This is a genomic window from Martinezella lusitana, from assembly GCF_010668395.1.
GTDB classification, from domain to species: Bacteria; Pseudomonadota; Alphaproteobacteria; order Rhizobiales; family Rhizobiaceae; genus Rhizobium; species Rhizobium lusitanum_A.
Genome location: NZ_WUEY01000033.1, coordinates 1 through 24,171, shown reverse-complemented (window position 1 = coordinate 24,171; position 24,171 = coordinate 1). Strand labels below are relative to the sequence as shown.

Genomic DNA, 24,171 nt, shown 5'->3' with positions numbered 1-24,171 from the left:
CCTTGGATTTCGATTTCTCTTTCGAACAGCAGCTCATCGGCAAGAGCGTGCGCAGCGCCCTTGCTAAGCTGCCGCCCGTCATGAACCGTGCGCCCTATCCCTATGGCGCGACGGAGTTGACGCGGACGCTGGCGGAACTCGGCGTATGGGGAACCGGCGATGTCGAGGGGCCGGGGCTCGGCTTCGTGGATGCGGTCGTCGTCGCGATGGAGGTCGGGCGAGCCTTGCCGGCCGCTCCGGTGATCGAGCAGCTTGCCGCTTCTCTCGTTCTTCCCTCCGCTCAGACAGAGCTGGCGCGAGCGATCGCTGCCGGCGCGATGACGACCATTGCCGTCAGCGGCGGCTTCGGGCGCCGGGGCGAAGGTCTTCGGGGCCAAATCGTCGTGCCGTTCGCTGCGGAAGCCGTTGCCGTTCTTGCGCCGGTTTCCGGCCGCGAATGGGGTGTCTTTTCCAGCGAAAATCTTTCGCTCTCGCCGCTCGAAAGCATGGATATCACCGCCGATGTCTTCCGGGCGGAAGCGCTGAGTGCGCCTTCCAGCGTTTTTATCCCTGGCAGAGGGGCGGTATCCCTTGCCGACGTCCTGGAATTGCTCGCCACGGCCGAGATCGTCGGAAGTGCGGAGATCGCGCTGGAAAAGACGGTGGACTATGTTCGCGAGCGCAAGCAGTTCGGTAAGCCGATCGGCACCAATCAGGCGGTCAAACACCTTGCGGCCGACGCCGCATCGGACGTCGAGATCATGAAGGTCGGGATCGAATATGCCGGCTGGGCCCTGGATCAGGCCGCCAATGACGAAACGCAGACGGAGGAAGCGCGGATAGCGCTTCTGACCGCTCGCTCGTTTGTCGGGGAGCATGCGCGGCTGGTTCTGGAGCGCTGCGTGCAGATGCACGGCGGCATTGCCTTCACCTGGGATTTCGGCCTGCACCGCTATCTCAGGCGCATTCTCTACCGCACCAACACCATCATTCGCCCGCTCGAAAGCCGCGACCAGATCGCGTCGCTGGTGCTGGCGGAGGCATAAAGGCGAGCCGTTTCAGGCTCGCGGGAGGAGGACATGAATGAACGATATCGACAAGGCCGCCCTCAAGGCGGAAATCATCAGCGAACGCGGCTATTGGGCACGGTTTCACGACGTGCTGCTGGAGAACGCGCCGAAATTCCTCAAGGCCTACGTCCACTTCCAGGCAGCGCCGACACGATCGAAAACGCTTGAGCCGAAGCTGTGCGAATTCATCTACATCGCCGTCGATGCGTCGGTAAACCACATGTACGAGCGCGGCGCGCGCCGGCATATGGGATTTGCCCTGAAGGCGGGTGCGACGAAGGAGGAGCTGTTGCAGGTCCTGCTGCTTGCGACCGTCGTGGCGGCGCATCAGCCTCTGGATACGGGCATGGAGATCCTCGCGCAGGAACTGGGCGAGCCCTTGCCGGTTCTGACGCCGGAGCAACAGGCGACGAAGAACAGCTACAGCGACGCGGTGGCGCATTGGCCGACTGCCGGCGACCTGCTGCTGGCCAGAACGCCCGATTATGCCGAGAGCTACATGGCCTATGGCCGCGCCATCTGGGAGATGGGGCCGCTCGACCGCAAGGATAAGGAACTGATCGCGCTGGCGGTCTGCGCCGCGCCGACGGCGCTGTTCGAGCCCGGCATGCGCCGGCATATTCGTGGCGCCCTGCAAGCGGGCGCGACGGTCGAGGAAATATCGACGGTGCTGCAGCTCGCCGCCGCGATTTCCGTCCATACCTGCACCATCGGCATCCCCGGCTGGGAAGATGTGCTGAACGGCAAGCTCGTCGAATAGGAGACGGTGATGACTGACATGAACTGGATGGAATGCAACGGTGCCGCCCTGCGCTATGCGCTGTCGGGCAAGGGGCTGAGGACGCTGGTTCTCGTGCACGAGCTTGCGGGCAGCCTGAACAGCTGGGATGCGCTGCTGCCGCTGCTTCCCGTAGATCTGCGGGTGCTGCGCTTCGATCTGCGCGGGTCCGGCATGTCGGAAAAGGTGCGCGGCCTGCTCGATCTCGATCTCGTCTGCGACGACATCGTTGCGCTGCTGGATGGGCTTGGCATCGGCGGCAAGGTGATCGTCGCCGGCGCGGCGCTTGGCGGTGCGGTTGCTGCGCATTTCGCCTGCCGTTTTCCGGAGCGTTGCGATCGCCTGATCCTGATCGGCCCGGCGCTCGGCGTGCCGCCCGAAAGGCATGCGGCGGCGCTGGCGATCGCCGATCTCCTGGACGAAAAGGGCATGCGGGCCATTGCTGGCGACGTGTTTCCGAAGGCGTTTCCCGAGGCCCTTTGGAAGAGCGAAACCGAGAAGCGCAAGGCACAGGCGCGCTGGCTGGGTGCCGATCCCCTCGGCTATGCGGCGGCCTATCGTATGCTGGTCCATGCCAATATCAGGGCGGAGCTTGCTTCCATCCGCTGCCCGGTGCTTGCGCTTGCAGGCAGGCACGATCCATTTGGCACGCCGGAGATCGTGGAAGCCGCGACGAAGGTCATTCCCGATGTCCGTTTCGCTGTCGTCGAGGGTGGCCATTTCATGAGCGTTCAGAGCACCGAGCAGGTCGCGGAGGCTATCAAGCCCTTTCTTCAGGCTGCTTAACGCCAGCGACAAAACCACCGGATTCAAAGGGCACGGTTCGTTCCGTGCCCTTTTCTTTTGGCCGCTACCTCGCTGCCCACAAACCTGCGTTGCGTCCCGTAACATACCTTGCATTTCGGATGTGTTTTGCCGGCAAAATCCCGTCATCCGTGCAGATGCTGCAACAGTCCTTTACAGCGCCCGCATATTGCGGGGGGACTCGCCACGCTTAAGATACTGCTCAGTCGCAAGGCATGGGGAAGCTGAGGCATGCCGGCGACGGGGAGCGATCGTCGATATCTACCATCCTGAACATCGAGAACGCGGCGTTGGCAACGGGACCGCGAAGGGCGACTGCATCGGACGACATTATTTTCAATGCGGGAGGAACGCATGAACTGGACATCAGCCTTGTACGGCGCCGGCTTTGCCATCGCCATTTCGGTCGCAACGCCAGCCTTTTCGGCAGACATCACACTTAACGCCATTTTGCCGATGACCGGGCCTACGGCTGGCACCGGCGAACTCTTCAAGAACGCCCTGGACTACGTGTTCGACGAGGTCAACACGACCGGCGGCTTCCATGGAAACAACATTTCGCTGCGGGTGCTCGACGATACCGGCACGGCCCAGGGCGGCACCGACCGCGTTCGCCAGGCGATTTCCAGCGGTGCGCGGATCATCCTGCAGGGCGGCGGATCGGCGGTCGCAGCGGCGATTGCGGCCGACGTCAAGCGCTGGAACGAGCGCAATGCCGACAATCCAGTCCTGTTGATCATGCTTGGCGCGGAAGCGGCCGATCTGACCCGCAAAGACTGCCAATTCTATGCCTTCCGTACCTCGACCAATGCCGACATGCGCGTCAAGGCGCTGATGAAAGCGCTTTACGACAATCACAAGCTCGGCACCAAGGTCTTCGCCATCGACCAGGATTACAGCTGGGGTCGTGAGATGGATGCGGCGGTCAAGGCGAATGCCGCGACCTATCACTATGAAGTCGTCGGCTCGGTGCTGCATGAAGTCAGCAAGATCCAGGACTTCTCGCCCTATGTCGAACGCATCCGCGAATCCGGCGCCGAAACCGTCGTCACCGGCAACTGGGCGCGCGATCTGCTGCTCCTAATGCAATCGGTCGCTTCGGCCAACCTCAAGGCGAAGTTCGCCACCGCCTTCCTCGACGAAAAGGGCAATATCGCCAGCGCCGGCCGTGCAGCGCTCGGCAGCTACATCGCCAACGTCTTCAATGCCGAGGCGGGTGGTCCCGAGGGTGAAGCCTATCTCAAGAAGTTTCACGACAAGACCGGCGCCGATCCGGTCAGCGCCGGCAACAACGCCGTCATCGCATTGCGCCTGTTGAAGAACGCGATCAATTCGATCCCGGAAAGCGACATGAACAATCCGACGGCGATCGCGCTGGCGCTCGAAAAGGCCAAGGCGCCCTGGGTGCATGGCGAGGTCAGCATCCGTCCCGAGGACCATCAGCTTCGCCTGCCGCTCGTCGTCAGCGAAGTGTCCACCGACGCCAAGTTCAAGGTCGACGGCACCGATATGGGGCTGAAGCCGGTGGCGGTGCTTTCGGCGGACGAGACCGAAGTACCGCTCGACGGAAGCTGCCACATGAAGCGCCCCGGCTAAGGCCGGGATCGCCGATCTCCTCTTATCCGGAGCGATTGAGATGGATGCATTCCTCGTCACCGTGCTGAACGGTCTTGTCTACGGGCTGCTGGTCTTCATGGTCAGCGCCGGCCTGACGCTGGTCTTCGGCATGATGGGCGTTCTGAATTTCGCCCATGCCTCCTTCTACATGCTCGGCGCCTATGCGGCGTTCCTGGCGAGCCGCTATGTCGGCTTCTGGATGGGGCTGCTCGTCGCAGCCCTGTTCGTCGCTGTTGTGGGGCTCGGGACGGAGCGGCTGCTGTTGCGGCGGGTCCGCGCTTTCGGGCACACGCAGGAGCTTCTGCTGACCTTCGGCCTGTTCTTCGTGATCGGCGAGGTGGTGAAGCTTTTCTTCGGGCCGACGCCGGTCGCCTATACCATTCCGGATCAGTTGCGTTTCACGGCTTTTTCCATCGGGCAGGCGGAGTTCCCCTTCTTCCGCGTCCTGATGGGGGCAACAGCGCTTTTGATGTTCGTCGGCATCTACGCGGTCCTCAGCCTGACGCGGATTGGCCTCATCGTCCGCGCCGCCGTCGAAAAGCCGGCGATGGTCTCGGCGCTTGGCCATAACGTGCCGCTCGTCTTCAGCGGACTGTTTGCCGTCGGCGCCGGCCTTGCCGGCCTCGCCGGCGCGGTTGCCGGCATCTATTATCCGACGAGCCCGGCCATGGCCCAGGAGCTCGGAACCATCATCTTCGTCGTCGTCGTCATCGGCGGTCTCGGTTCGCTCAACGGCGCGCTTGCCGCCTCGCTGCTGATCGGGGTGATGACCAGTTTTGCCGTCGGCGTCGAATCGACCTTCGGCGACCTGTTCCATGCGGTCGGTCTCAGCGGCATATCGGGGCTCGACGACGTCGAACTATCGTCGGTGGCCGGCGTGCTGCCCTATGCCTTGATGCTGCTGGTTCTTCTCTGCCGCCCGGCCGGCTTTGCCGGCAACCGGGATTGATGATCATGGCGAAAATCCTCTTCTACTGCCTGGTGATCATCGTTGTGCTTGCGGTACCGCAGTTCAGCGACATGGCCTTTCTGAACGCGATGGTGCTGGTATTGATCGCCGCGCTTTACGCCATGGGCTATAATCTGCTCTGGGGGCAGGCCGGCCTCATCTCTTTCGGCCACGCGACCTATTTCGCGCTCGGCGCCTCCACCACGATCATGATGATGAATGTCATCGACGCGGGATCGAGTTTTCCGACGCCGCTGCTTCCGCTGGTCGGCGGCCTGTCGAGCTTCCTGCTCGGTCTGATCGCCGGCTGGTTCGCGACGATCCGCACCGGCGTCTATTTCGCGATGATCACGGTGGCGATCACCGAGCTTGTCCGCGCCATCGTGCAGCGGTGGGATTCGGTGTTCGGCGGCGAGGCGGGCATCAGCTCGATGCGCAACGATTGGGGGCCGTTCAGTTTCCAGTCGCTGACCAGCGTCTATTATTTCACGCTGATCTGGACGATCATCGGCATTCTCTTCCTCTGGGGCCTGCAGCGCAGCCCGCTCGGCGTCGTCATCCGCGGCATACGCGAGCAGGAAGAGCGGGTGAAATTCCTCGGCTACGACACCCACACGCTGAAGACACTGGTTTTTGCCATCTCCGCCGGCGTTTCCGGCATGGCCGGAGCGCTGCTCGCCTTCAGCAACGAATCGACCAATGTCGCGCTGTTCGAGGGCGCCAATTCGACGATGGTGCTGGTCAACACCGTGATCGGCGGCGCCGGCGTCTTTCTCGGCCCGGTCGTCGGCGCGGCGCTCACCACGCTGTTCGGCTATTACATCGCCAATGCCACCTTCTACTGGCTCCTCTACATGGGGGTCCTGTTCATCATCATCGTCGTCTTCGCGCCACGCGGCATCACCGGCCTGGCGCTCGATGCTGTCCAGCGCGCACGTGCCGGCGAAGCCTTGCCCTATGGCAAGATCCTGCGCCGGACGATCGGCGGCCTTCTGCTTGCCAGCGGCTCGATCCTTACGGTCGAGATCATTGGCGTCGTCGTCACGCCGGCCTATTCGGCGGAGGCAAAGACCAGCGGCATCGCCTGGCCTCCAGTGGAAGTTCTCAACATCGCCTGGCATCCGTCCTCGCCCATAACGCTCAGCACCGTCGCCATCCTGCTGGTGCTCGGCTGGCTGCTGCTGCGCGACACCATGCCCTTTATGCGCCGCAGAACGGCAGAGCTGATGGGCGATCTGGCGCTCAATGGAGACAAGAAGGCATGAGCGATGTTGCCGACATGACCACGAAAAGCGCCGCCGATCCCGTTCTCGTCGTCAGGGGCGTCGCCAAGAGTTTCGGGCCCATCGCCGTCTTGGACGAAATCAACATGAGTCTTGCCGCCGGCGAAAGACGCGCGGTGATCGGCCCGAACGGCGCCGGCAAGTCGACGCTGTTCAATCTGGTCTCCGGCCGCTTCGCCGTCACCAAGGGTTCGATCCTCCTCAACAACAAGAGGATCGACGGAACCGCGCCGCACCGGCTGAATCGCATGGGCCTGTCCCGCTCGTTCCAGATCACGCAGATATTCAAGGGCCTCAGCCTCTACGACAACATCTACCTCGCGGTGATGAGCCGTCATAAGCGGCGATGGGCCATCAGCCGCTTCGGGCCGGTCTGGAAGATGATCCATCAGGAGACCGAGCAGTTGCTTGATCTGGCGCAACTGACGCCGCTTGCCCGCAAGCAGGCGGGAACGCTTGCCTATTCCGAACAGCGGGCGCTCGAAATCTGCATGACGGTGGCGACCGGCCCCAGCATCATCCTGCTCGACGAGCCGACGGCCGGCATGTCGCGGTCGGAGACCTCGAACATGGTGGCCTTCATCGACAGGATGACGAAGAACTGCACGTTGATGATGGTCGAACACGACATGGACGTGGTGTTCGGCCTTGCCGACACGATCTCGGTGCTCGCCAACGGCCGCATCCTGGCAACGGGGACCCCGGAAGCGATCCGCAACAACCAGCAGGTCCAGGACGCCTATCTCAACGGGAGTACCGAGTGATGCTGAGCGTTCGCGGCCTGCATGCCTATTACGGCAACATCCATGTCCTGCACGGCGTCGACCTCGACGTCGCCGGCGGCCACATAACCACGATCCTCGGCCGCAACGGTTCCGGCCGTTCCACCACCTGCAAGGCGATCATGGGCATTCTCAAGCCGGCCCGCGGCGAGGTGAAGCTGAACGGCGAGAACGTCGCCGGTCGCGCGGGCCATGACATCGCCCGTGCGGGCATCGGCTATGTGCCGGAAGAGAGATTGATTTTTGCGACGCTGACGGTCGAGGAAAACCTGCAGCTCGGCATGAAGCCGGCCCGATCCGGAGTGGCCAGCTGGACCGTCGAGGAACTCTACGCGTTCTTTCCGCGCTTGAAAGAGCGCCGGCGGGTGCGGGCCGGTTACCTGTCGGGCGGCGAGCAGCAGATGCTGACTATTTTCCGCACGCTTTTAGGCAATCCTTCGGTCATTCTGGTGGACGAGCCGACCGAAGGGCTAGCGCCAAAGATTGTCGACGTCGTCACCGAGGTCATGATGGAGATGAAGCGGCGGGGCCTCGGTATCGTGCTTCTGGAGCAGAAGCTCAGCATGGCGTTGCGGGTGACTGACAGCATCATGGTCATGGGCCACGGGCAGATCGTCTTCAACGGCACGGCGCAGGAGTTTCATGACAATCCGAGCATCCGCCGCCAATGGCTGGAAGTTTCCTGAAGGATAAATCAAATATGGCAAAGCCTCCCGAGACATTGATCGAACCGATGGAGATCGATCCCGCGATCTTCGACACCGCAGAGATGAATTTCCTGCTGACGAGCCTCGTCGTTCCCCGCGCCATCGGCTGGATATCGACAATTTCAAAGGAGGGAATTGCAAACCTTTCGCCGTTTTCCTTCTTTACGGTCGCCTCCACCGCGCCGCCGCACCTTCTTTTTAGCAGCGCGTCCGACACCAAAGATAGCGTCGTGAATGCCCGAGAGACGGGTGAGTTCGTGGTCAACATCACAGATCAATCTTTGCTTGATGTCATTGTCGGTTCTTCGGCTGCCGTTGCACCCTCCGTCGACGAATTTGAGCTTGTCGGTCTTGAACGCGCACCGTCTGTCAAAGTCGCTGCGCCGCGTGTGGCTCGCGCCAAGGCGCATTTCGAGTGCCGCCTGGCGGATATCGTGACCGTCGGTACGTCATCGCTCGTGATCGGGGAAATTATCCATCTGCATTGCGATCCTTCAATTTGGTCAGACGGTCGCGTGCAACCGGATCTCCTAAGGCCACTCGCTCGCCTTGGAGGGAGCAAATATGCCTCGCTTGGAGAAATCTTCAGCCTTCCAGCACCGACGATCGACGAGCGCGGATAGAGCCAGCGATTGGCGGCACAACGCGAATGGATAATGATATCCCACGTGAAGAATTCCGGCCGCAACCTGTGGTGAACCATGAAGCAATCGGGTTTTAGGAGAGAAAATACAACGATTGGCCTGTGTCGCGGCCGCACTTGGCCCCAGCGTCGCTTTTGTCCTTCGGCAGCAGCGCAAGGAGGTCGCCGCGATGGCCGTAGAGTTCAAGGAAAAAAGAGCAGCGTTTGCTGATCTGGGCTCCTCCGCATGAAGCTGCCGCCCTGGTTAGGGAACCCGAGCTCACGAGCCTAATCGGTCAGGTTGAAACTGTCGTAGATAAGCGCAAGACATCGAAGAATCCGAACGTATTCGGTTAGTCTGTCGACGCGGAAGGTCGATGAACGGGTCGACGGTTCGATTTGGCTCAAGAGCCCATAGAGCTAGCATCCTATCTTGCGACCTATCCTCTCGACCGTTATACTGTTTTTGAAAAAAAGTATAACGCTCGGAGTCGAGCTTATGAAGTCCATCGACCTCATCTACCAGACAATGCTCGCCGAGCTAGGTCAGCGCTCGCTCGACGCCGCTTGGACGGCCGATTTCCCTCCGGAGGGTCGGTTCACCCCGGCGAATATCAAGGGGCGCAAGTACTGGTACTTCGACATTCCAGATGGGCATGGTGGTACGAAACGTCGTTACGTCGGTTCTGCTGATGATCCGGATATCGCCCAGCGCGTAGCTGATCATAAGCGGGACAAGGACGATCTACGCGCTCGCAGGCGCTTGGTAAATACCCTGACCCGCGAAGGCGGGATGATCGCCCCTGACGCGATGTCAGGCGACATCGTCGAGGCCCTTGCCGATGGCGGTCTTTTTCGGCTCCGGGGTGTTCTCATCGGCACGGTGGCCTTTCAGTGCTATTCAGGACTGCTGGGCGTCCGCCTTCCCATAGCTGCGATCCTGACCGGCGATGCGGACATCGCCCAGGACTATGCCATCAGCCGGGAGGTTGAAGACAGCCTGCCTCCGATCGTTGAGTTGCTGCAGGCCGTTGACGCCAGTTTCCGACCGGTTCCCCATCGATCGGGATCCGCGGCCTCGTCGGCGTTTCAGAATGCCGATGGCTACCGGGTTGAATTCCTGACGTCGAACCGTGGTTCGGACGACTACATCGACCAGCCGGCGAAGATGCCCGCCCTTGGTGGCGCCAGTGCGGATCCGCTACGCTTTCTCGACTTCCTCATCAGGGAACCCGTCAGGACAATGCTGCTCCACCGAAGCGGCGTCCCAGTCGTCGTCCCCGATCCGTCCCGGTACGCGATCCACAAGCTAATCGTCGCCAGCCGCCGACAGGCTGACGGGCAGGGGTCCGCAAAGCGGGAGAAGGATGTTCGCCAAGCTGGGCTGCTCTTCGAAGCCCTGCAGCAGACGAGGCGATCAGCCGACTTGGCGCTCGTCTACAACGAGGCATGGGAGCGCGGACCCGCGTGGCAAGAGGGTATTCGAACCGGGGCGGGAATGCTCCCGACACAAGATGCCGAGCGGTTCAAGACGGTCCTGATCGAGGGCGCAAAGAAAAACCGCGAAGACATCGAGCTTCCGTTTGGAGAATAGCCTGCCTTTCCGCTTCGAAAGCCAAGCAGTTGATTTGATAAGACGCGGCGAAGACAAATAGGGTGCCGCGAGTTCAAGTTCGCTGAAGAGCTCGGAATTCAAAACCCAGAACCAACATCCTATTTCAGAACTTAGTTGGGCAGCTCGGCCGGAACGTATAGGGACGCGCCCGCCCTTTCGGCAGCAGCCTGGAGCCTCTTGTCTCTGGTCCATAAGGCGGCGTGCTGGTCAAGGATAACAGATGTCAGAAGTTGGGCGTCCGTATAGCCAATACCCATACCGAATACGCCGTGGCGATCGATCATGGTCATGACTTCTTCATGTGTGGCGACCACCACTGTACGCTGACCGGACAAAAAAGATATCACGCTGTTGCGATCTTTAAGACTGCCGAGGGCCAGCTCGCCGATGATGGCTGGGTGGCAGAGGAGACGGTCGTCTTCAATGATCCGACGTAGCTCTGCATCTCCCCGACGGAAATGATCGATCCAGATCGAAGTGTCCGCCAGTATCACTTGGCCGCGGCGCTCCGGCGGCGCGGAGCTGCCTCGGCATCCGGCATGGTGCCGCCGAGCGCAATGAGACGTCTTCCCGTTTCGACGCGAACGAGCGTCTCCAGCGCCTGACGGAGGAGGGCGGTGGTCTCCTTGGTGCCGGTCAATACGCGAGCCTTTTCCAAAAGCGCGTCGTCAAGATTGATAGTCGATCTCATGAGTTTAGCTCCTTGTCGAAGCATCAATAATAGCATCATTTGGTGATGAAATCCATGCCATGTTTTGGTCTTCTCTACCCAGTGTGAGAATACCCTGCTTGTTCGTTTGCGCCGCGATTTCACCCAGATTTGCATTTTGTCGTGACCCCGCTCCGATATTGATACATCCAGTTCGTCAATGGTTTGACGGTGACTGAATGGAGCACCCGCAAGTGGAAATATGGGTCAGAATGTTGTGAGACTCGAAACTTTTGCTAGCCTCAGCTAACACAGGGCTATCTTGGGATTGCATAAAAACGCCACCCGAAATCGATTAGCGCCGTTCCATAGTATTTAAAGTGGCCTGACGTTTTCGGCCTTGGACTTGCCCGTCTTTCGATCCTGACCCAGATCGTAGGAAACGGACTGACCCTCTTTGAGCGCATCGCCATATTGCAACGCGGAGACATGCACAAAAACATCAGCTCCGCCGTTTTCCGGAGTGATGAAGCCAAAGCCTTTGTCGGCGTTGACGAACTTAACCTTGCCAGTCGGCAAGAGAATCTTCGTATTTTTGCCATTTAATCGCGTCGGCAATTTAGCGGCGGCCCATCACTGGATCAAACCGTGCCATGGTGTCTGCGAACGCGCGCCTTGGGAATTTATTGTATGCGAGGATTTTTCAGTCGCTACGCTCCCGTCGCGACTAAGAGGGGGAGACGTGGGCGTAACACGTAGACGATGGCAAAGCTCCCGATTGAGGCCCGGCGTCGAACTGGGGAAAATCCTGAATATCGTCTGTGGCTTGAATGGGCAGCCCACATAGGGGCGTGGGTGCGGGTCCCTTCAAGAGCATTGACACCATCTCCGGGGTGTAAAAGCCGCCTGCGGGCGCTTCCGCCCGATCGTCATGACCTCGCTGGCCGTCGCCCTCGGCGTCGGGCCGCCGGCAATCGCCACCGGCCCGAGTGCCGCGTGAAGGTGTTCCTGGGTGGAAGACCCGGACCTGGTTTTCAGTCACGGACGAGCCGCTGATCGCTTGGACTGGATTCCGCCGCAACGTGCTCCAACGAAAAGCCTGTTAACGATGGCAGACAAGAGGAGTCCTCGCCCTAACGCCTTGTTATTCATTAAAGTGATTTTCACTCGTTTCTTAGTGCGTCAATTGGATTCAGGTGCGCAGCTCGCATCGCGGGAAAATAGCCGAACGCCATGCCGATCGTGGCAGAAAACAGGAAGGCGCCAATGATAACAGAGGGACTCGCTACAAACGGAATGCCTATGACGCAAACTACGCCGTAAGCAAGCGAGAGACCCGCCACAATCCCAACAATTCCGCCCAGGAGTGAGAGCACGATGGCCTCAACGAGAAACTGAATCAGCACTTGGGACTCCAGAGCACCGATCGCCAGTCTTACGCCGATTTCTCTTGTCCGCTCCGTGACTGACACCAACATCATGTTCATGATTCCGATACCTCCGACAAAGAGGCTGACCGCTGCGATCGATGCCAGCAGCCCTGTCAAAAGAATAGCAGTGCTGGTGAACGCTGCCGTAATTGAGCTCATATCCGCGATGGAAAAGTCATCGGCTCGTCCGGGAGAAATATGCCTACGCTCCCGAAGCAGATCGGTTACTTTAGATTTGATGCTGTCCCCATCGATGCCATCGAAGATGGATATCACCATCATTGGAATTTCCGTTGTGCCTCCAAAACGGCGCTGGAACGTCGAGATTGGCAGAAGAACGACGTCATCTTCGTCCTGTCCCGAGCTGGTTTGCCCGCGACCAACAAGGACACCAATAATCGAACATGAAATCTTGTCTATGCGCAACTGTTGGCCAACAGGATCGAGGGTTCCAAAAAATTGTTTGACGATCGTCGCACCGACGAGACAGCTCGTCTGCCCGCCGTGTTCTTCCGACAGTAAGAATTCCCGACCGCTCGTCAGCTCCCAGTTTTGGGCCACAAGATAGTCGTCTGTCGTGCCAATAACGGTCGTGGAGTGATTCTGGCCTCGAAAAATAGCGGTTGCGCCCGTTTGATCAAAGGGAGCTACCGCCCGTAAACCCAGGACCTGATCGCGTATTGCATTAACGTCATCGATCTTGAAGCGTTTGATTTCAGTGTCGGTGTGACGTGGGCCTATGGCATCCGGTCGGATGAACAATATGTTTGTGCCAAGCTTCGACATTTTTGCGGAAACCTCGGCGGTGGTTGCCTCACCGATAGTCACCAGTGCAATTACCGAGGCGACCCCTATCACGATACCAAGTACCGTCAGGAACGAGCGCAACAGATTGCGCCAGATCGCATCAAGCGCTAGACGGAGTGCTTCAATCAGCATTGCAGCTATGCCGCTTAAGATATTGTGCTTCCAAATGCCCGTCGCTGAACCGCAAGACACGTCGTGCGTAATTTGCCATGGCGGTATCATGGGTGATCATCACAACAGTCGCCCCAAGTTCGCTGTTGAGACGCTTGAAGAGAGCCATGATTTCAACGCTCGTCTTGCTGTCCAAATTGCCGGTTGGTTCATCAGCCAATATTATTTCCGGATTCGTGACGATGGCGCGCGCAATGGCAACGCGTTGCTGTTGGCCGCCTGACAGCTGTTGAGGGGTATGATCTTCCCGAGCTTTTAAGCCGACTCTATCCAACGCCTCTATCGCGAGAGTCCGCCGTTTTGCTCTTGCGATTCCTCGATAAATCAGCGGGAGCTCAACATTCTCCAAGGCAGTGGTGCGCGGTAGCAGGTGAAACCCCTGAAAGACGAAGCCAACCAGGTGACGACGCAACAATGTCCTTTGCTGTCTCGAATAGCCGGAGGTCGAGACCCCTGCGATCAGATAGTCGCCCGCTGTTGGGATATCGAGACATCCCAGTATGTTCATAGCGGTTGACTTCCCCGAACCGGATGCTCCCACAATGGCAACGAATTCGCCACTGCGGATCGAAAAATTGACACGATCGAGCGCCGTGATTTTCGCGTCCCCGGTTCCATAGACTTTCGAAACTGCCCGAAACTCCACGAGTTTCGAGCTCGCAGTTGTGGTCATTCTCAACTCTTTTTTCCCGCGAGGTCAAAAATGACGGCGTCGCCTTCATGCAGATCGCCGGAAATCACTTGCGTCCGCATGCCATCGGAGGCGCCAATGTCGACGGTTACGGGAGAGGGTTTACCGTCGCGTAGGACCCACAATCTGCGTTTGTTGCCCGTCACAGGCTCTGAGCCCGAACTTTTGGCTGGCTCGCTGGAGCCATCAAAAAAGGAAATCTGGGAGGTACTGGTTTTCATCGCCGACGGAGGAATAAAACGAAGTGCCGCGCTTGGGACAAGCAATGCATGCTTGATTGATCTGGCGACGATGTTTGCCGTGGCGGTCATTCCCGGCCGCAAAACGAGATCAGGGTTCTCGACTGTGAGAATGGCCTTGTAGGTTACAACATTGTTTGTCGTGTCGGAGGCAAAGCGTATCTGCTTGATCTCGGCCGGAAAAGTACGATCTGGATATGCCTCAACCGTAAAATTCGCTCGCTGACCATTCGCGATTTGGCCCATGTCAGCCTCATCCACGTCGACCCTCAATTCCATCTTTCTCAGATCACCTGCAATCGTGAATAGAACGGGCGCCGAGAATGAGGCGGCGACCGTAGCACCAGGGTTCACCGAGCGTGTGAGGACGATACCTTCTATCGGCGAGACGATCTTTGCTTTGCCGAGGTCAACCTGAGCCAATCTAAGATTTGCTTCAGCGACCAACGTTTCGGCCTGGTTGCCTTCCAATGTGGCCATTGCCGCGTCATAGTTGAATTGGGCATCATCGAGATTCTGCTGCGTCGATGCATTGCCCTTGCGCAAGCTTTTTTGCCGAGAGAGTGCAGCGTCTGCCTGCTTTACCTGGGCCTTTGCCTTGAGAACGTTTGCTGTCGCGGATTCAAGGTTGGCTTGCGCGCTTTTGACGTCTGCCTCAAGCTTGTTGGTATCGAGGACAGCCAAGACCTCGCCAGGGCTTACAACGCTGTTATAGTCTGCATCGACCTCTCGCACGATACCGGACAGTTCACTCGACACATCCACTTGTTTTGTCGGCTGAAGAGATCCGGTCGCCGAAATATTGACTGTCAAATCGCCGAATTTTGCGGATTGGGTCTCGTAAGACGGTGTATCTGCCTGTCGAGAAAGCAATCCGATTGCGGCGATAGCGAGCATGATGAGAAGAGCTGGTGCAATAACGTATAAAGCTCTTTTCTTTCGCTTTTGCTTTTCAATACCCCTTTTGGCAAAGATCAATTCGAGGTTCACCGCAGGGCGTTCAAACGACCCTTCGGATTTCAAAGGTCGAAGACCTGAGGTGGACAAGAGCTACTCCTTTACACCCCGAGCATTTCTTCGGGCGTGATTTTCATGGGCAACCGAGGCAACGTGAAAATCAAATTTGACCTACCGCTTCTATTGGCCACCGATCTTTACCGAAGGCAGAGCGGCCGGCTCCAAGATCCTGGCCGCTCGCATTTCCAGACGACCGCCGTTACGGTATAGACTAGCCCTTAACCGGCCATTGTTTGGTGTATATGCACGTCAGGATTTCAATCCCGCTGAACATATACCACGGCTGAGGATCTCTGCAGCTAGTAGCCATGGAGGCCACGGCCACGCCCGACTGGGCTTTTGGTTGGGCATTGAGGGCCTGGCCAACGGCCTCGACGGAGAGTGTCGTCTTCTGGCCTGTGCCTGGAACCAGGGCGGAAGAATTCGGCGGGGTGGAGGCCATCGCACTCCCGGCACCAAGGAGGACTGTCAATAGTCCAATTTTCAGCACTTTCATAATATTCTCCTTCAAAGAATGGTCGGACATGCAATGGCAAACGCTTTCGCGCTCGCCATTCGCAAAAATCGTAATTTTGGTGATTGTGCGTGCAAAGACGCTTGGACGAATTCGCGCAACGATCGAATTCATCAACTTTCTAGGATCTCGATTGAGCCGAAGCAAAATCTATTGAGACAACCAACTTCGCCTCATTTGAAGTCTCCCCATATAACAGGTTATAGATGTCGCCCGAGGCCGCAGCCTAGATCCTAAAGTCGATTGATGAGACACTCATTTTGGTGAGCGTCCGGCTCAAAAGATACTGACCGTTCTATCCCATTGTCAATGGGATAGAACGGTTGTTTGCTGCGGGTTGTGATGAGGTAAGGGGAATAATGGACGGGGATGGAAGTTTTCATGAGGCCCAGTAAACGCCAGCTTGTTGTCGACAAGGCGACAGAGCTATTTTCGCAATACGGCTTCCAAGCCGTTGGAATAGATAGCATTATCGAAGAATCCAATGTCGCGCGCATGACGTTGTATCGGAACTTTGAGGGGAAGGACGATCTTATTCGAGCCGTTTTGGAGCAGCGATACGCATTTATCGTCGACGATATCAGCGATAGATTGACGCGCGTAGTTGATCCAACCGCTCGGGTAAAAACAATCTTCGATTGGTATGGTGCCTGGTTTGACACTCCCGAGTTCGCAGGCTGCCTTTTCGAACGGGCGCTGGCCGAATTCGGACCGGACCATCCTCAGATTTCGGACATCGCGATCAGATATCGGCGCAAGATGACTGACTGGATGGAGGAACTACTAGTCGTCCTTATGCCAGCCGACGCAGCTCGCAAATTAGCTGAAGTGTTCATCATGCTGCTAGATGGAGCGACTGTGGAAGCCAGAGCCTCCAAAAGTTCCGCATCTGCCGGCCGCGCTTGGGCAGCAGCTTTGTCTCTTCTTTCTCGCGATGTATAGCATAACAATGCCATCAAACGTGATTTGCCGGCGTCTGGCAAACTGCCCATCGACTATTCTGAAGTACAACAGGCCCGAGCGATCTCGTCGCGCATGTGGATTGTGCCTCTTGGGTGTCAATGGTCCTGCATAGTGCAATTTTGCTTTTGAGGTACGCCTATGCCACGGTTATAGTCTACGGTCGCCGCGCCCCATTATTGACGTCTGGTATGACATCTCAAATGCCGGCATACCATTCGTAGCCACGATCTTCCCAGAACCCGCCGTTACCACCCCAGAGATCGTCGAACCGGTCACGGATTTCGATGCGCATGACGTATTTGGCATGTTTGTAGCCAAGATGACGCTCGACGCGCAGGCGCAAGGGGGCACCGTGTTCGACTTCCAGATCCTTGCCGTTAAGCGAATAGGCGAGGATTGACTGCGGATGAAAGGCGTCGATCAGGTCAATACTTTCATAATAGCGGCCGCTGCCATCGAGCGTCTGTTCCAGTTCATCCGCACAATAGAAGACGGCGTAGCGAGCGCCTGGCTTCAACCCCGCAGTCTGCAGGATCAACCCGAGAGGAACACCCTGCCATTTACCGATGGCGCTCCAGCCTTCGACACAGTCGTGGCGGGTGATCTGGGTGCGAGAAGGTAGCTTCTTCAGATCAGCCAACGAAAATTCCATCGGCCTGTTGACCATGCCGTCGATCTTGAGCCGCCAGTTGGCGAACTTGGTTTCGACCATCTGGATATATTCGGCGCTGTTTGGCTGAACTGATCCATTCGGATGAAAGCTCGGTGAAATGTCCGCGTCGGTATATTCTCGGGCAAGCGTTTGTGGCGAAACGATGAGCCGCTGTGTGCCCATGGTCAGCCGCTCAGCCAGAGCGAGCACCTTCTGCACGTGCTGGTTCTGAGAAAGATCATCGCATCCGGTCAGGCCCACGGCGCCCAGAGTGGCGGCCGAGCCGATGAGAAAATGGCGGCGAGTGAAGATGGAGCTCATCGGTCGGTCTCCTCGTTGATGATAGCGTAGCGGCCGGTCACCATCGAACGTATGTTGTTCCAAAGGCCGGAGAGAATGACCATCGCGATATGCACGACGACGAAGGCCACCAAGCTCCAGGCGGTGATGAAATGAATGGAGCGGGCCGATTGGCGACCCCCGAAAATGTCGAGCAGGAAGGGGTAACCAGCGTCTATCGCGGGCGACATGGTCAATCCCGAACCGATCATCAGCGGCAGCAGGATGAAGATAACGATGAGATAGGTCAGCTTCTGTAGCGCATTGTAGCGCCGCGCCTTTTCGCCTTGCGGGAAGCGCAGCCGGGCGTGGTCCTTAATTTCATGCCATATATTTGTGGGTGCGATATCTTGAGCCGTCGGCGCGAGATCGCGGCGGAAATGACCGTCGGCCAGGCCGTAGGCGAGGTAGACGAGCCCGTTGATGACGAACAGCCACGCAAAGAAGAAATGCCAACGTCGGCCAGCTGCAAGATCCTGATAGCTCGGTATCGTCGCCCAGGCCGGGAATGCGCGCGGCATCATTTCGCCGTCGGTCGTGGAAGCACCGAGTATGCCGGTGGTGGTGATCGAGAGACGGCCGATGCGCACTATTCCGACGATGTTGTCGCCATCCTGATTGCTGGCGATTTCGAACCACGACGGATCTTCCACCGCTCCGTAATTTCCCCAATGTAATTGTGGATCGGCATTGAAGATCTGCATGCCACTCATCAGCAGCAAGGTCAGACACAACACATTGATCCAGTGCGTTATCCGTGTAAGAGCCGAATGACGGCGAATGAAGATCTTGGCCGGGGGAGATGGCGGCGCGGTGCCGATCTGCTCGATGCTTGCCATGGATAATTCTCCTGACGTGCCGCCGGAAGGCGGTGTCCGAAATCATATGCTGCGACGCTATCGCCGCTCATTGAGCTGCCCGGATGCGCTCGGCAACCGGGCAGCCCCGTGTTGTCGGCATGGATGCGTCACATTGGCGGGATGACGCCGTTTATGCCGACCACGATACTGTCGGATTCAACCGTGTTGTCTCCATTGGTCGTGCCGTTGATGATGACCCCTGCGCCGGGTTTGATGTCGTCCTTCGTCGCCTTGCCGAAGGTGACGACCGGCGTGCCCGGAGGGATCGAGATCTTCTTCTCGCCGCCCTTGTAGGTGAGCGACAGGGTGGGACCATTGACCGAGGTGACGGCACTGGCAACCGTCGCATTGGTCATCGAGCTCTTCGGCTTCAGATCCCAGCCGTAATCGCCCTCGCCGGTGCCTTTCATCGCGGCCGGGAAGATCAGCACTTCCAGCGCCCCGTTGATGCCGCTGTCGGTCGGAACGGACGCGATGCCGACGAAATCCCCAGGCTTGATGTCTGTCACGGAGGCGTTGACGATGCCGTTGACGGCCCAGCCGGATTTCAGCTTGATCGTCACGTCCTTGCCTTCGCGCGATTTGACCATCAACGTATCGCCGCTGAGGCTTTCCACGACGCCGCGGACGCGTGCCTTGTCGGCAGCCTGTGCGGATAGTGTGGTCACGGCTCCAAGCGCCAGCACCACACCCATGATCTTCAACTTCGTGAGCGCCATTCTGCTCTCCATATCTTTCATCTTTTCGATATGATGCCCATCCGGCAATCTGGAGCGGGTAGGGCGATCGCTTTGGAAATGAGACAAGGTGGCTATGGCATCCTACCGGAGACAACCGATTGTCCCTCAATTCCGTCCCCTCATTCGGCGCTTTTGAGAATGCGTTACAGTGATCACGCCGTTGTGATCGCAATAAAGGCGACAAAAAATCCGGTTCAGGATGTAACAAATAGCGCCGATCAACGAATGACTGCACGCGGATGACGAAATCGGTATCGGAACAGGTCCTGAAAGGCTTGATGCTTCTCTCGCTTGACGGCGATGAGGCTGCGTACAGACGCTTGCTCGTCATTTTGCGAGATCTGCTTTTGGCATTTTATCGAAGGAGGCTTGGATCGAATGCAGACCGTGACGCCGAGGATCTGGTCCAGGAGGTGCTTTTGGCGGTGCATAGCCGGCGCATTACCTATGATCGGCAACGGCCGTTCACCGCGTGGTTTTTCCAAATCGCGAAGTACAAGCTGATCGACCACTTCAGGGTGAATGGTAGAAAAAGAGGTGTCGAAATTGCTTTGGGAGACGAGATCGCGGCTGAATTTCGAGAGGAGGCACTCTTTGCCCACCTCGACATCGACCGTCTTCTCGATCAATTGCCTGCCAAACAGAGAGAACTTCTGCGCCAGGTAAAGATTGCCGGAAAGACCACTGCTGAAGCCGCCACCGAGAGCGGGCAGTCTGAAGCAATGGTTCGTGTCAGCATTCACCGCGGGATGCGCGCGATTGGACGCAAGCTGGGTTTTGCCAATGACGAAAAATGATGAATTCATCGAGGCTCTGGTAAGCGATCTCACTCCGGTTCGCCATCATGCGCTGCGAGTAAGGCTTGCGCTTACAATCATTGTCGGCGTGATCGGTGCGGCCATCGCGCTGCTGATGTCGCTCAGCTTTCGCCCGCATCTGCACCACGTGACGGTGGCGGCGTTTTGGGTGAAATTTTTATATACCGCCGTACTAATGAGCACGACGATCGTAGCCCTTGAACGGGTTGCGCGCCCAGAGGGTTCGATTGGGAGTATGGTTCGGGTTCTGGTCGTGACATTCAGCGTCGTCGTGCTTCTGGCCATCGCTCAACTCGGACTGTCGCCGGCTTCATCCTATCCGGGTTTAATCGTCGGATATTCGGCGTCTTTTTGCCCCTTCCTGATCGTGGCTTTCGGCATTCCCGCTTTCTGCGCCAACATGTGGTTTCTCAGGCGTGCAGCCCCCACGCGCCCCGTCCTTGCCGGTTTCGTTGCGGGCGCTTGCGCCGGCGGCATCGGCGGCTGGGTCTACTCCTGGGCCTGTGTCGAAAACGGTATTCCATTCATCGCGATATGGTACACGCTCGGCATCTTGCTGAGCGGGCTGGTCGGAAGCCTGGTCGGCAAATTCAGTCTGCGCTGGTAGCCTTGTTTTGACCTGCCGAGGTGCTGCAGGCATGCTGCCGACCTGAAGCCTTTCCCAATTTTTGATGGTGATAGTCATCGTGGGGGTGGTCGGCGGGAGACGATCGGGCATTTTCATGTTATGAATGGTGGTCATTGATCCTACCAATCAGACACCGAGGCCCTTCACATGGCTTTGAACGTGCTTTTCATTGGCGGGACAGGCCAAATCTCATATCGCTGCGTCGAGCGGGCTGTTGGCGAGGGACATCGCGTCAATGTCTACAATCGCGGCCTGAGGGGAGACCCGTTGCCTTCGGGTGTGACTTCGATCACCGGTGAACTCGGATCGGCTGCCTATTCCGATCCCGCCAGGGCCAACTATAACGTCATATGCCAGTTCATCGCGTTCACACCGGATCAGATTGCGCGAGACATCGAGGTGTTTGCGGGCAATTGCAGTCAGTACATCTTCATCTCTTCGGCTTCGGTCTACGAGAAATAAGCGATGCGCAGATTAACGCTGCTATACCGTCTTCGACCTGACCACGACCTGCGCAGCCGCGAATCTCTCTCGATGAATCTCTTGCCTCTGCTGAACTGCTCTATGACCATAAGAATGAGTAGCATGGCATCGCGCATAAGGGCTTGTGCGGTGGACAATGCTGCGGTCTATGGGCTTCATCGAGCCGGTGCTGATAACAATAGGCATGCCGAATTTTTTCTCTGTCCGCTCTTGAATCGCAAATCCTCAAAAACCAAATCGATTGCCGCCAGCCGCTGATGACAGGGCCGGCCTTGCTGGGAGCGCCGCTTTCGGCGCTTCCGTACCCATGTTGCTTCAAGGAGGATATGGCTATGGCAACATCTTACGACTACGCACCGCTGTTCCGTTCGAGCATCGGCTTCGACCGGGTCTTCAATCTTCTCGAAAACGCCCAGCGCGCCCGCTCGATCAGCGACTGGCCCCCCTATGACATCGTCAAGACCGGCGATGACAGCTATCGGATCTCGATTGCGGTGGCCGGCTTTGCCCAGGACGATCTCGACATCACCTTCCAATCCAATCTTCTGACCGTTACCGGTAAGAAGCAGGAGGCTTCCGATGACGGCTATCTGCATCGCGGCATTGCCGGCCGGCCGTTCGAACACCGGTTCGAACTTGCCGACCACGTCCGGGTGAACGGGGCGGACCTCAGCAGCGGTCTGCTGTCGATCGACCTGGTTCGCGAGATTCCCGAGGCACTGAAGCCGCGGAAAATTTCCATCCAGAGCGCTCCCGCTTTGACCCCTGCTGCTCCCGCGCAAATCGAAGCGCAGAAGGCGGCTTAACCTGCATTGTCCGCTAACGAGGGCGCCGTGGCTACGGCGCCCATCCCGGGTTGGGAAGGAGAGAGCAATGAAACCCGATATGTTCGAGCGACCTGTTTCCATTCTCGTCGGCCTCGGCTTTCCGACGGAAGTTCGCAGCGTAGTGGAGGCCTACCGACATCTTTCCGAGTGGCCGGTGTCAATGCGAGACGTCGCACACACGGTCGCGCTCAAGGCATGCAGCGCTGCGTTGTGCGGTGAGATCGAAGCCGAGACCGCGCGCGGCCTGTTTGCCGCCTTTGCCGAGAAACACGATTTGCTGGCGCCGGAGACCAACGTGATCGCCGCCTCACGCCTGTGGCGCGATCGGGATCCGCACATGCGGTGAGATTGTGCGTTATTGCGCGACAGCTTACGGCGGACGATTCTCGCTGTCTCGCTGTCTCGCTGTCTCGCTGTCGATTTTTACGCACCGATTTGAAGCTGGCGCTCCGGTAGGTGCTTGGGGCGCCCGAGCCGATTTTGAGTGATGGAGTAAAAATAAGAATTGCCTAATGGGCCAGGTTGTTTCTTCGAAAACAATGAGGTAATTCCGTGCCGAAGCACTTTTTCACCACGATATCTCGCGTTGACTCGGCGGAAGATGAGATGTGGTAGTTGTTGAAGACCGAATACGGCGCGGCTATGTTTCATGCTTATTGAGAAGCCACGGATGCCAGGCTTTTACCTAAAAGTACCGATGTTGCAGCGCCCACGGTTCTTTCCGCAGTGATCTGACGCACGTTTTGGTCGGAGTTGAATGCGTAGAGAGAAGTTGCTAGCGCAGAAGGCGCAATAATTTAGTACTATTTGGCAACTGGAACACTGCCGCACCGGTGGTAGAACTATGATCACGAGAATAAATGTGGAGGGGAGATGCGGCTAAGAGCGCCGGTGCGCTCGTCGGTGACAAAAGGCCGAGCTAGGCGGTTCGACTCCGCGGCCGCAACCTCACGTCTCGATGTCAGATAAGTTTGACGCAGAGCAAAACAGGCGCTGAAACTACTTTCTGCTCCTGAAACGCTCGAATGCCGTCAGCCGCTGGACCAGCGGGTCTGCTTCCTCCCATCGATAGATTTCGCTTCGCAAGAACCGCAGCTCGTCCTCCATCGCTTCCTCAGCGGTTTCGATCCACCACGATTTGGGACGACCATCGCTGCCATCGGACCAGCGATAGCCTCTTGCCTTCAACCGGTCCTTAAGATCGAAAGGCGAGTTTTCCGCGAAGATGCGTACACTGGAGCGCTTGCCCGCGTCGTAAAGCTCGGCAAAGGGCGATCGGTCGCCATCCCACCTGGAATGGGCGAGCACTTCCAACAGTGCGAAACAATCGTCGACCGCCCGATGCCCGACGTGGAAATATCCGCTCTGGTTGATGAGATAGCCAAGCTTGGTACCCTCGTAGCCCCTCATTCCCCAATCGATTTCAGAGTTCGAGCAGGCCCAGGCCTTCCGGGCAAAGATCGGGGATAAAGCTTCACAAAAGGGACGATCGAAGCTGGCGTTATGAGCGATAATCAGATCGGCCGGCTCGATGAGCGCTCGGACGGCCGGCATATCGATGATCTGACCATGAACCATCTCATCCGTGATGCCGGTCAGCCTGGTGATTTCCTCGGGGATCGGTTTGCTTGGCTGTTGTAGTCCACCGTAGACGGCAGTGACATCGCCGATCTCGCCCTCGTCATTGAAGGTGAAGCCGATCAATCCGATTTCGATGACTTCGTCTTGGCGCGCGTCGAGTCCGGTCGTCTCCGTGTCGAGGACGACGCCGCGCCGCGGATAACCCTGCTTGGCGGTGGCCACGATCGCCCGTGGTTCAAGCTGTCGCAGGATCTGATAGCGTCCAGTTGCTTCCAGAATGCGTACCATTTCTGCTTCGTCTGGCGCCGCTTTGGTCCTTTGAAGACGGGCACTCGGAGCTTGCGACCGGCGTGGCGCCTGTGGATTTCCGGTGAACATATCGAGTTGAGACGTCATTGCGCATCCGACCAAAAGGATGCACAGAGTTTAACGGGGAGGTCTCCGCATGAAAAGTCCTTGGCCGAGCCTTTGAACTCATACCCACCGATATCGACCGCCGGACGTCGGATGCTGGCTGCGACCGAACTTTGTCGCATGTGCATCCGTCATGGCTCAT

Annotated in this window: 26 protein-coding genes and 1 pseudogene; 16 read left to right on the top strand and 11 right to left on the bottom strand. The window is 58.0% G+C overall.

Annotation, left to right across the window (positions count from 1 at the left end; translation table 11 throughout):
• Positions 1-2: 2 nt before the first annotated feature.
• The 10 genes from GR212_RS33985 (at position 3) to GR212_RS33940 (ending at position 10,185) form a co-directional block, all read left to right on the top strand.
• Positions 3-1,025, top strand: coding sequence for an acyl-CoA dehydrogenase family protein (locus tag GR212_RS33985; protein WP_163993943.1), 1,023 nt, complete (start codon positions 3-5; stop codon positions 1,023-1,025).
• Positions 1,026-1,062: 37 nt separating this feature from the next.
• Positions 1,063-1,809 (top strand): carboxymuconolactone decarboxylase family protein, encoded by a 747-nt coding sequence (locus GR212_RS33980; protein WP_163993941.1) that lies wholly within the window; start codon positions 1,063-1,065, stop codon positions 1,807-1,809.
• Positions 1,810-1,818: 9 nt separating this feature from the next.
• A complete protein-coding gene (locus tag GR212_RS33975; RefSeq protein WP_163993939.1) occupies positions 1,819-2,613 on the top strand; it encodes an alpha/beta fold hydrolase in 795 nt (264 codons plus the stop codon).
• 372 nt (positions 2,614-2,985) lie between these two features.
• Entirely contained in the window at positions 2,986-4,227 is a 1,242-nt protein-coding gene (locus tag GR212_RS33970) for an ABC transporter substrate-binding protein (protein ID WP_163993937.1), read from the top strand.
• A gap of 40 nt (positions 4,228-4,267) precedes the next feature.
• Positions 4,268-5,197 carry a branched-chain amino acid ABC transporter permease gene (locus GR212_RS33965; protein WP_163993935.1) on the top strand — a complete coding sequence of 310 codons (930 nt, stop codon included), beginning with the start codon at positions 4,268-4,270 and terminating at the stop codon, positions 5,195-5,197.
• A gap of 5 nt (positions 5,198-5,202) precedes the next feature.
• A complete protein-coding gene (locus GR212_RS33960; protein WP_163993933.1) occupies positions 5,203-6,462 on the top strand; it encodes a branched-chain amino acid ABC transporter permease in 1,260 nt (419 codons plus the stop codon).
• Positions 6,459-7,244, top strand: coding sequence for an ABC transporter ATP-binding protein (locus GR212_RS33955; RefSeq protein ID WP_246726186.1), 786 nt, complete (start codon positions 6,459-6,461; stop codon positions 7,242-7,244). Before GR212_RS33960 ends, GR212_RS33955 begins: the two co-directional genes overlap by 4 nt.
• Positions 7,244-7,948, top strand: a complete 705-nt coding sequence (locus GR212_RS33950) for an ABC transporter ATP-binding protein (protein WP_163993931.1) — start codon at positions 7,244-7,246, stop codon at positions 7,946-7,948. The genes GR212_RS33955 and GR212_RS33950 overlap by 1 nt, the downstream gene beginning before the upstream one ends.
• Positions 7,949-7,995: 47 nt before the next feature.
• Positions 7,996-8,592: a flavin reductase family protein gene (locus GR212_RS33945; protein ID WP_163993929.1), complete on the top strand. Its 597-nt coding sequence runs from the start codon at positions 7,996-7,998 to the stop codon at positions 8,590-8,592.
• Between the two features lie 498 nt (positions 8,593-9,090).
• Positions 9,091-10,185 (top strand): nucleotidyltransferase family protein, encoded by a 1,095-nt coding sequence (locus GR212_RS33940; RefSeq protein ID WP_163993927.1) that lies wholly within the window; start codon positions 9,091-9,093, stop codon positions 10,183-10,185.
• A gap of 131 nt (positions 10,186-10,316) precedes the next feature.
• Here GR212_RS33940 and GR212_RS33935 read toward each other — a convergent pair whose 3' ends face one another.
• From GR212_RS33935 to GR212_RS33905, 7 genes are all read right to left on the bottom strand, one after another.
• Complete coding sequence (locus tag GR212_RS33935; protein WP_163993925.1) at positions 10,317-10,700, bottom strand: PIN domain-containing protein; 384 nt, start codon at positions 10,698-10,700, stop codon at positions 10,317-10,319.
• A complete protein-coding gene (locus tag GR212_RS33930) occupies positions 10,697-10,897 on the bottom strand; it encodes a type II toxin-antitoxin system VapB family antitoxin (RefSeq protein WP_163993924.1) in 201 nt (66 codons plus the stop codon). Before GR212_RS33930 ends, GR212_RS33935 begins: the two co-directional genes overlap by 4 nt.
• A gap of 333 nt (positions 10,898-11,230) precedes the next feature.
• A complete protein-coding gene (locus GR212_RS33925; protein ID WP_163993984.1) occupies positions 11,231-11,434 on the bottom strand; it encodes a cold-shock protein in 204 nt (67 codons plus the stop codon).
• Positions 11,435-12,018: 584 nt separating this feature from the next.
• A complete protein-coding gene (locus tag GR212_RS33920) occupies positions 12,019-13,224 on the bottom strand; it encodes an ABC transporter permease (protein ID WP_163993922.1) in 1,206 nt (401 codons plus the stop codon).
• Positions 13,214-13,936: an ABC transporter ATP-binding protein gene (locus GR212_RS33915; protein WP_163993920.1), complete on the bottom strand. Its 723-nt coding sequence runs from the start codon at positions 13,934-13,936 to the stop codon at positions 13,214-13,216. The genes GR212_RS33920 and GR212_RS33915 overlap by 11 nt, the downstream gene beginning before the upstream one ends.
• Before the next feature lie 2 nt (positions 13,937-13,938).
• Entirely contained in the window at positions 13,939-15,240 is a 1,302-nt protein-coding gene (locus GR212_RS33910) for an efflux RND transporter periplasmic adaptor subunit (protein ID WP_246726184.1), read from the bottom strand.
• Positions 15,241-15,421: 181 nt separating this feature from the next.
• Positions 15,422-15,838 carry a hypothetical protein gene (locus GR212_RS33905; protein ID WP_163993918.1) on the bottom strand — a complete coding sequence of 139 codons (417 nt, stop codon included), beginning with the start codon at positions 15,836-15,838 and terminating at the stop codon, positions 15,422-15,424.
• 267 nt (positions 15,839-16,105) lie between these two features.
• Between GR212_RS33905 and GR212_RS33900 the strand changes: the two genes are divergently transcribed.
• Positions 16,106-16,666, top strand: a complete 561-nt coding sequence (locus tag GR212_RS33900) for a TetR/AcrR family transcriptional regulator (protein ID WP_163993916.1) — start codon at positions 16,106-16,108, stop codon at positions 16,664-16,666.
• Positions 16,667-16,883: 217 nt separating this feature from the next.
• Here GR212_RS33900 and GR212_RS33895 read toward each other — a convergent pair whose 3' ends face one another.
• The 3 genes from GR212_RS33895 to GR212_RS33885 form a co-directional block, all read right to left on the bottom strand.
• Entirely contained in the window at positions 16,884-17,660 is a 777-nt protein-coding gene (locus tag GR212_RS33895; protein WP_163993914.1) for a molybdopterin-dependent oxidoreductase, read from the bottom strand.
• On the bottom strand, positions 17,657-18,517 hold the full coding sequence (locus GR212_RS33890; RefSeq protein WP_163993912.1) for a cytochrome b/b6 domain-containing protein: 861 nt from the start codon (positions 18,515-18,517) through the stop codon (positions 17,657-17,659). Before GR212_RS33890 ends, GR212_RS33895 begins: the two co-directional genes overlap by 4 nt.
• Positions 18,518-18,645: 128 nt before the next feature.
• A complete protein-coding gene (locus GR212_RS33885; protein WP_163993910.1) occupies positions 18,646-19,257 on the bottom strand; it encodes a hypothetical protein in 612 nt (203 codons plus the stop codon).
• A 260-nt stretch (positions 19,258-19,517) separates the two neighbouring features.
• Between GR212_RS33885 and GR212_RS33880 the strand changes: the two genes are divergently transcribed.
• The 5 genes and pseudogenes from GR212_RS33880 (at position 19,518) to GR212_RS33860 (ending at position 22,380) form a co-directional block, all read left to right on the top strand.
• On the top strand, positions 19,518-20,075 hold the full coding sequence (locus tag GR212_RS33880) for a sigma-70 family RNA polymerase sigma factor (protein ID WP_163993908.1): 558 nt from the start codon (positions 19,518-19,520) through the stop codon (positions 20,073-20,075).
• A complete protein-coding gene (locus GR212_RS33875) occupies positions 20,062-20,703 on the top strand; it encodes an NrsF family protein (RefSeq protein WP_163993906.1) in 642 nt (213 codons plus the stop codon). Before GR212_RS33880 ends, GR212_RS33875 begins: the two co-directional genes overlap by 14 nt.
• Positions 20,704-20,871: 168 nt before the next feature.
• A pseudogene (locus tag GR212_RS33870) lies at positions 20,872-21,183 on the top strand (RNA-binding protein); the annotation flags it as partial.
• A gap of 356 nt (positions 21,184-21,539) precedes the next feature.
• Positions 21,540-22,013, top strand: coding sequence for an Hsp20 family protein (locus tag GR212_RS33865; RefSeq protein WP_163989924.1), 474 nt, complete (start codon positions 21,540-21,542; stop codon positions 22,011-22,013).
• A gap of 67 nt (positions 22,014-22,080) precedes the next feature.
• The gene (locus tag GR212_RS33860) at positions 22,081-22,380 is read left to right on the top strand and encodes a DUF982 domain-containing protein (RefSeq protein ID WP_163993904.1); all 300 of its coding nucleotides are present in this window, start codon (positions 22,081-22,083) and stop codon (positions 22,378-22,380) included.
• Positions 22,381-23,033: 653 nt separating this feature from the next.
• Here GR212_RS33860 and GR212_RS33855 read toward each other — a convergent pair.
• A complete protein-coding gene (locus GR212_RS33855) occupies positions 23,034-24,011 on the bottom strand; it encodes a 3'-5' exonuclease (protein ID WP_163993902.1) in 978 nt (325 codons plus the stop codon).
• Positions 24,012-24,171 lie beyond the last annotated feature (160 nt).

Coding starts and splice junctions, on each gene's coding strand:
- GR212_RS33980 (WP_163993941.1), top strand. CDS start 1,063: ATGAACGATATCGACAAGGCCGCCCTCAAGGCGGAAATCATCAGCGAA.
- GR212_RS33975 (WP_163993939.1), top strand. CDS start 1,819: ATGACTGACATGAACTGGATGGAATGCAACGGTGCCGCCCTGCGCTAT.
- GR212_RS33970 (WP_163993937.1), top strand. CDS start 2,986: ATGAACTGGACATCAGCCTTGTACGGCGCCGGCTTTGCCATCGCCATT.
- GR212_RS33965 (WP_163993935.1), top strand. CDS start 4,268: ATGGATGCATTCCTCGTCACCGTGCTGAACGGTCTTGTCTACGGGCTG.
- GR212_RS33960 (WP_163993933.1), top strand. CDS start 5,203: ATGGCGAAAATCCTCTTCTACTGCCTGGTGATCATCGTTGTGCTTGCG.
- GR212_RS33955 (WP_246726186.1), top strand. CDS start 6,459: ATGAGCGATGTTGCCGACATGACCACGAAAAGCGCCGCCGATCCCGTT.
- GR212_RS33950 (WP_163993931.1), top strand. CDS start 7,244: ATGCTGAGCGTTCGCGGCCTGCATGCCTATTACGGCAACATCCATGTC.
- GR212_RS33945 (WP_163993929.1), top strand. CDS start 7,996: ATGGAGATCGATCCCGCGATCTTCGACACCGCAGAGATGAATTTCCTG.
- GR212_RS33940 (WP_163993927.1), top strand. CDS start 9,091: ATGAAGTCCATCGACCTCATCTACCAGACAATGCTCGCCGAGCTAGGT.
- GR212_RS33930 (WP_163993924.1), bottom strand. CDS start 10,897: ATGAGATCGACTATCAATCTTGACGACGCGCTTTTGGAAAAGGCTCGC.
- GR212_RS33920 (WP_163993922.1), bottom strand. CDS start 13,224: ATGCTGATTGAAGCACTCCGTCTAGCGCTTGATGCGATCTGGCGCAAT.
- GR212_RS33915 (WP_163993920.1), bottom strand. CDS start 13,936: ATGACCACAACTGCGAGCTCGAAACTCGTGGAGTTTCGGGCAGTTTCG.
- GR212_RS33905 (WP_163993918.1), bottom strand. CDS start 15,838: ATGAATTCGATCGTTGCGCGAATTCGTCCAAGCGTCTTTGCACGCACA.
- GR212_RS33900 (WP_163993916.1), top strand. CDS start 16,106: ATGAGGCCCAGTAAACGCCAGCTTGTTGTCGACAAGGCGACAGAGCTA.
- GR212_RS33895 (WP_163993914.1), bottom strand. CDS start 17,660: ATGAGCTCCATCTTCACTCGCCGCCATTTTCTCATCGGCTCGGCCGCC.
- GR212_RS33890 (WP_163993912.1), bottom strand. CDS start 18,517: ATGGCAAGCATCGAGCAGATCGGCACCGCGCCGCCATCTCCCCCGGCC.
- GR212_RS33885 (WP_163993910.1), bottom strand. CDS start 19,257: ATGGCGCTCACGAAGTTGAAGATCATGGGTGTGGTGCTGGCGCTTGGA.
- GR212_RS33880 (WP_163993908.1), top strand. CDS start 19,518: ATGACGAAATCGGTATCGGAACAGGTCCTGAAAGGCTTGATGCTTCTC.
- GR212_RS33875 (WP_163993906.1), top strand. CDS start 20,062: ATGACGAAAAATGATGAATTCATCGAGGCTCTGGTAAGCGATCTCACT.
- GR212_RS33865 (WP_163989924.1), top strand. CDS start 21,540: ATGGCAACATCTTACGACTACGCACCGCTGTTCCGTTCGAGCATCGGC.
- GR212_RS33860 (WP_163993904.1), top strand. CDS start 22,081: ATGAAACCCGATATGTTCGAGCGACCTGTTTCCATTCTCGTCGGCCTC.
- GR212_RS33855 (WP_163993902.1), bottom strand. CDS start 24,011: ATGACGTCTCAACTCGATATGTTCACCGGAAATCCACAGGCGCCACGC.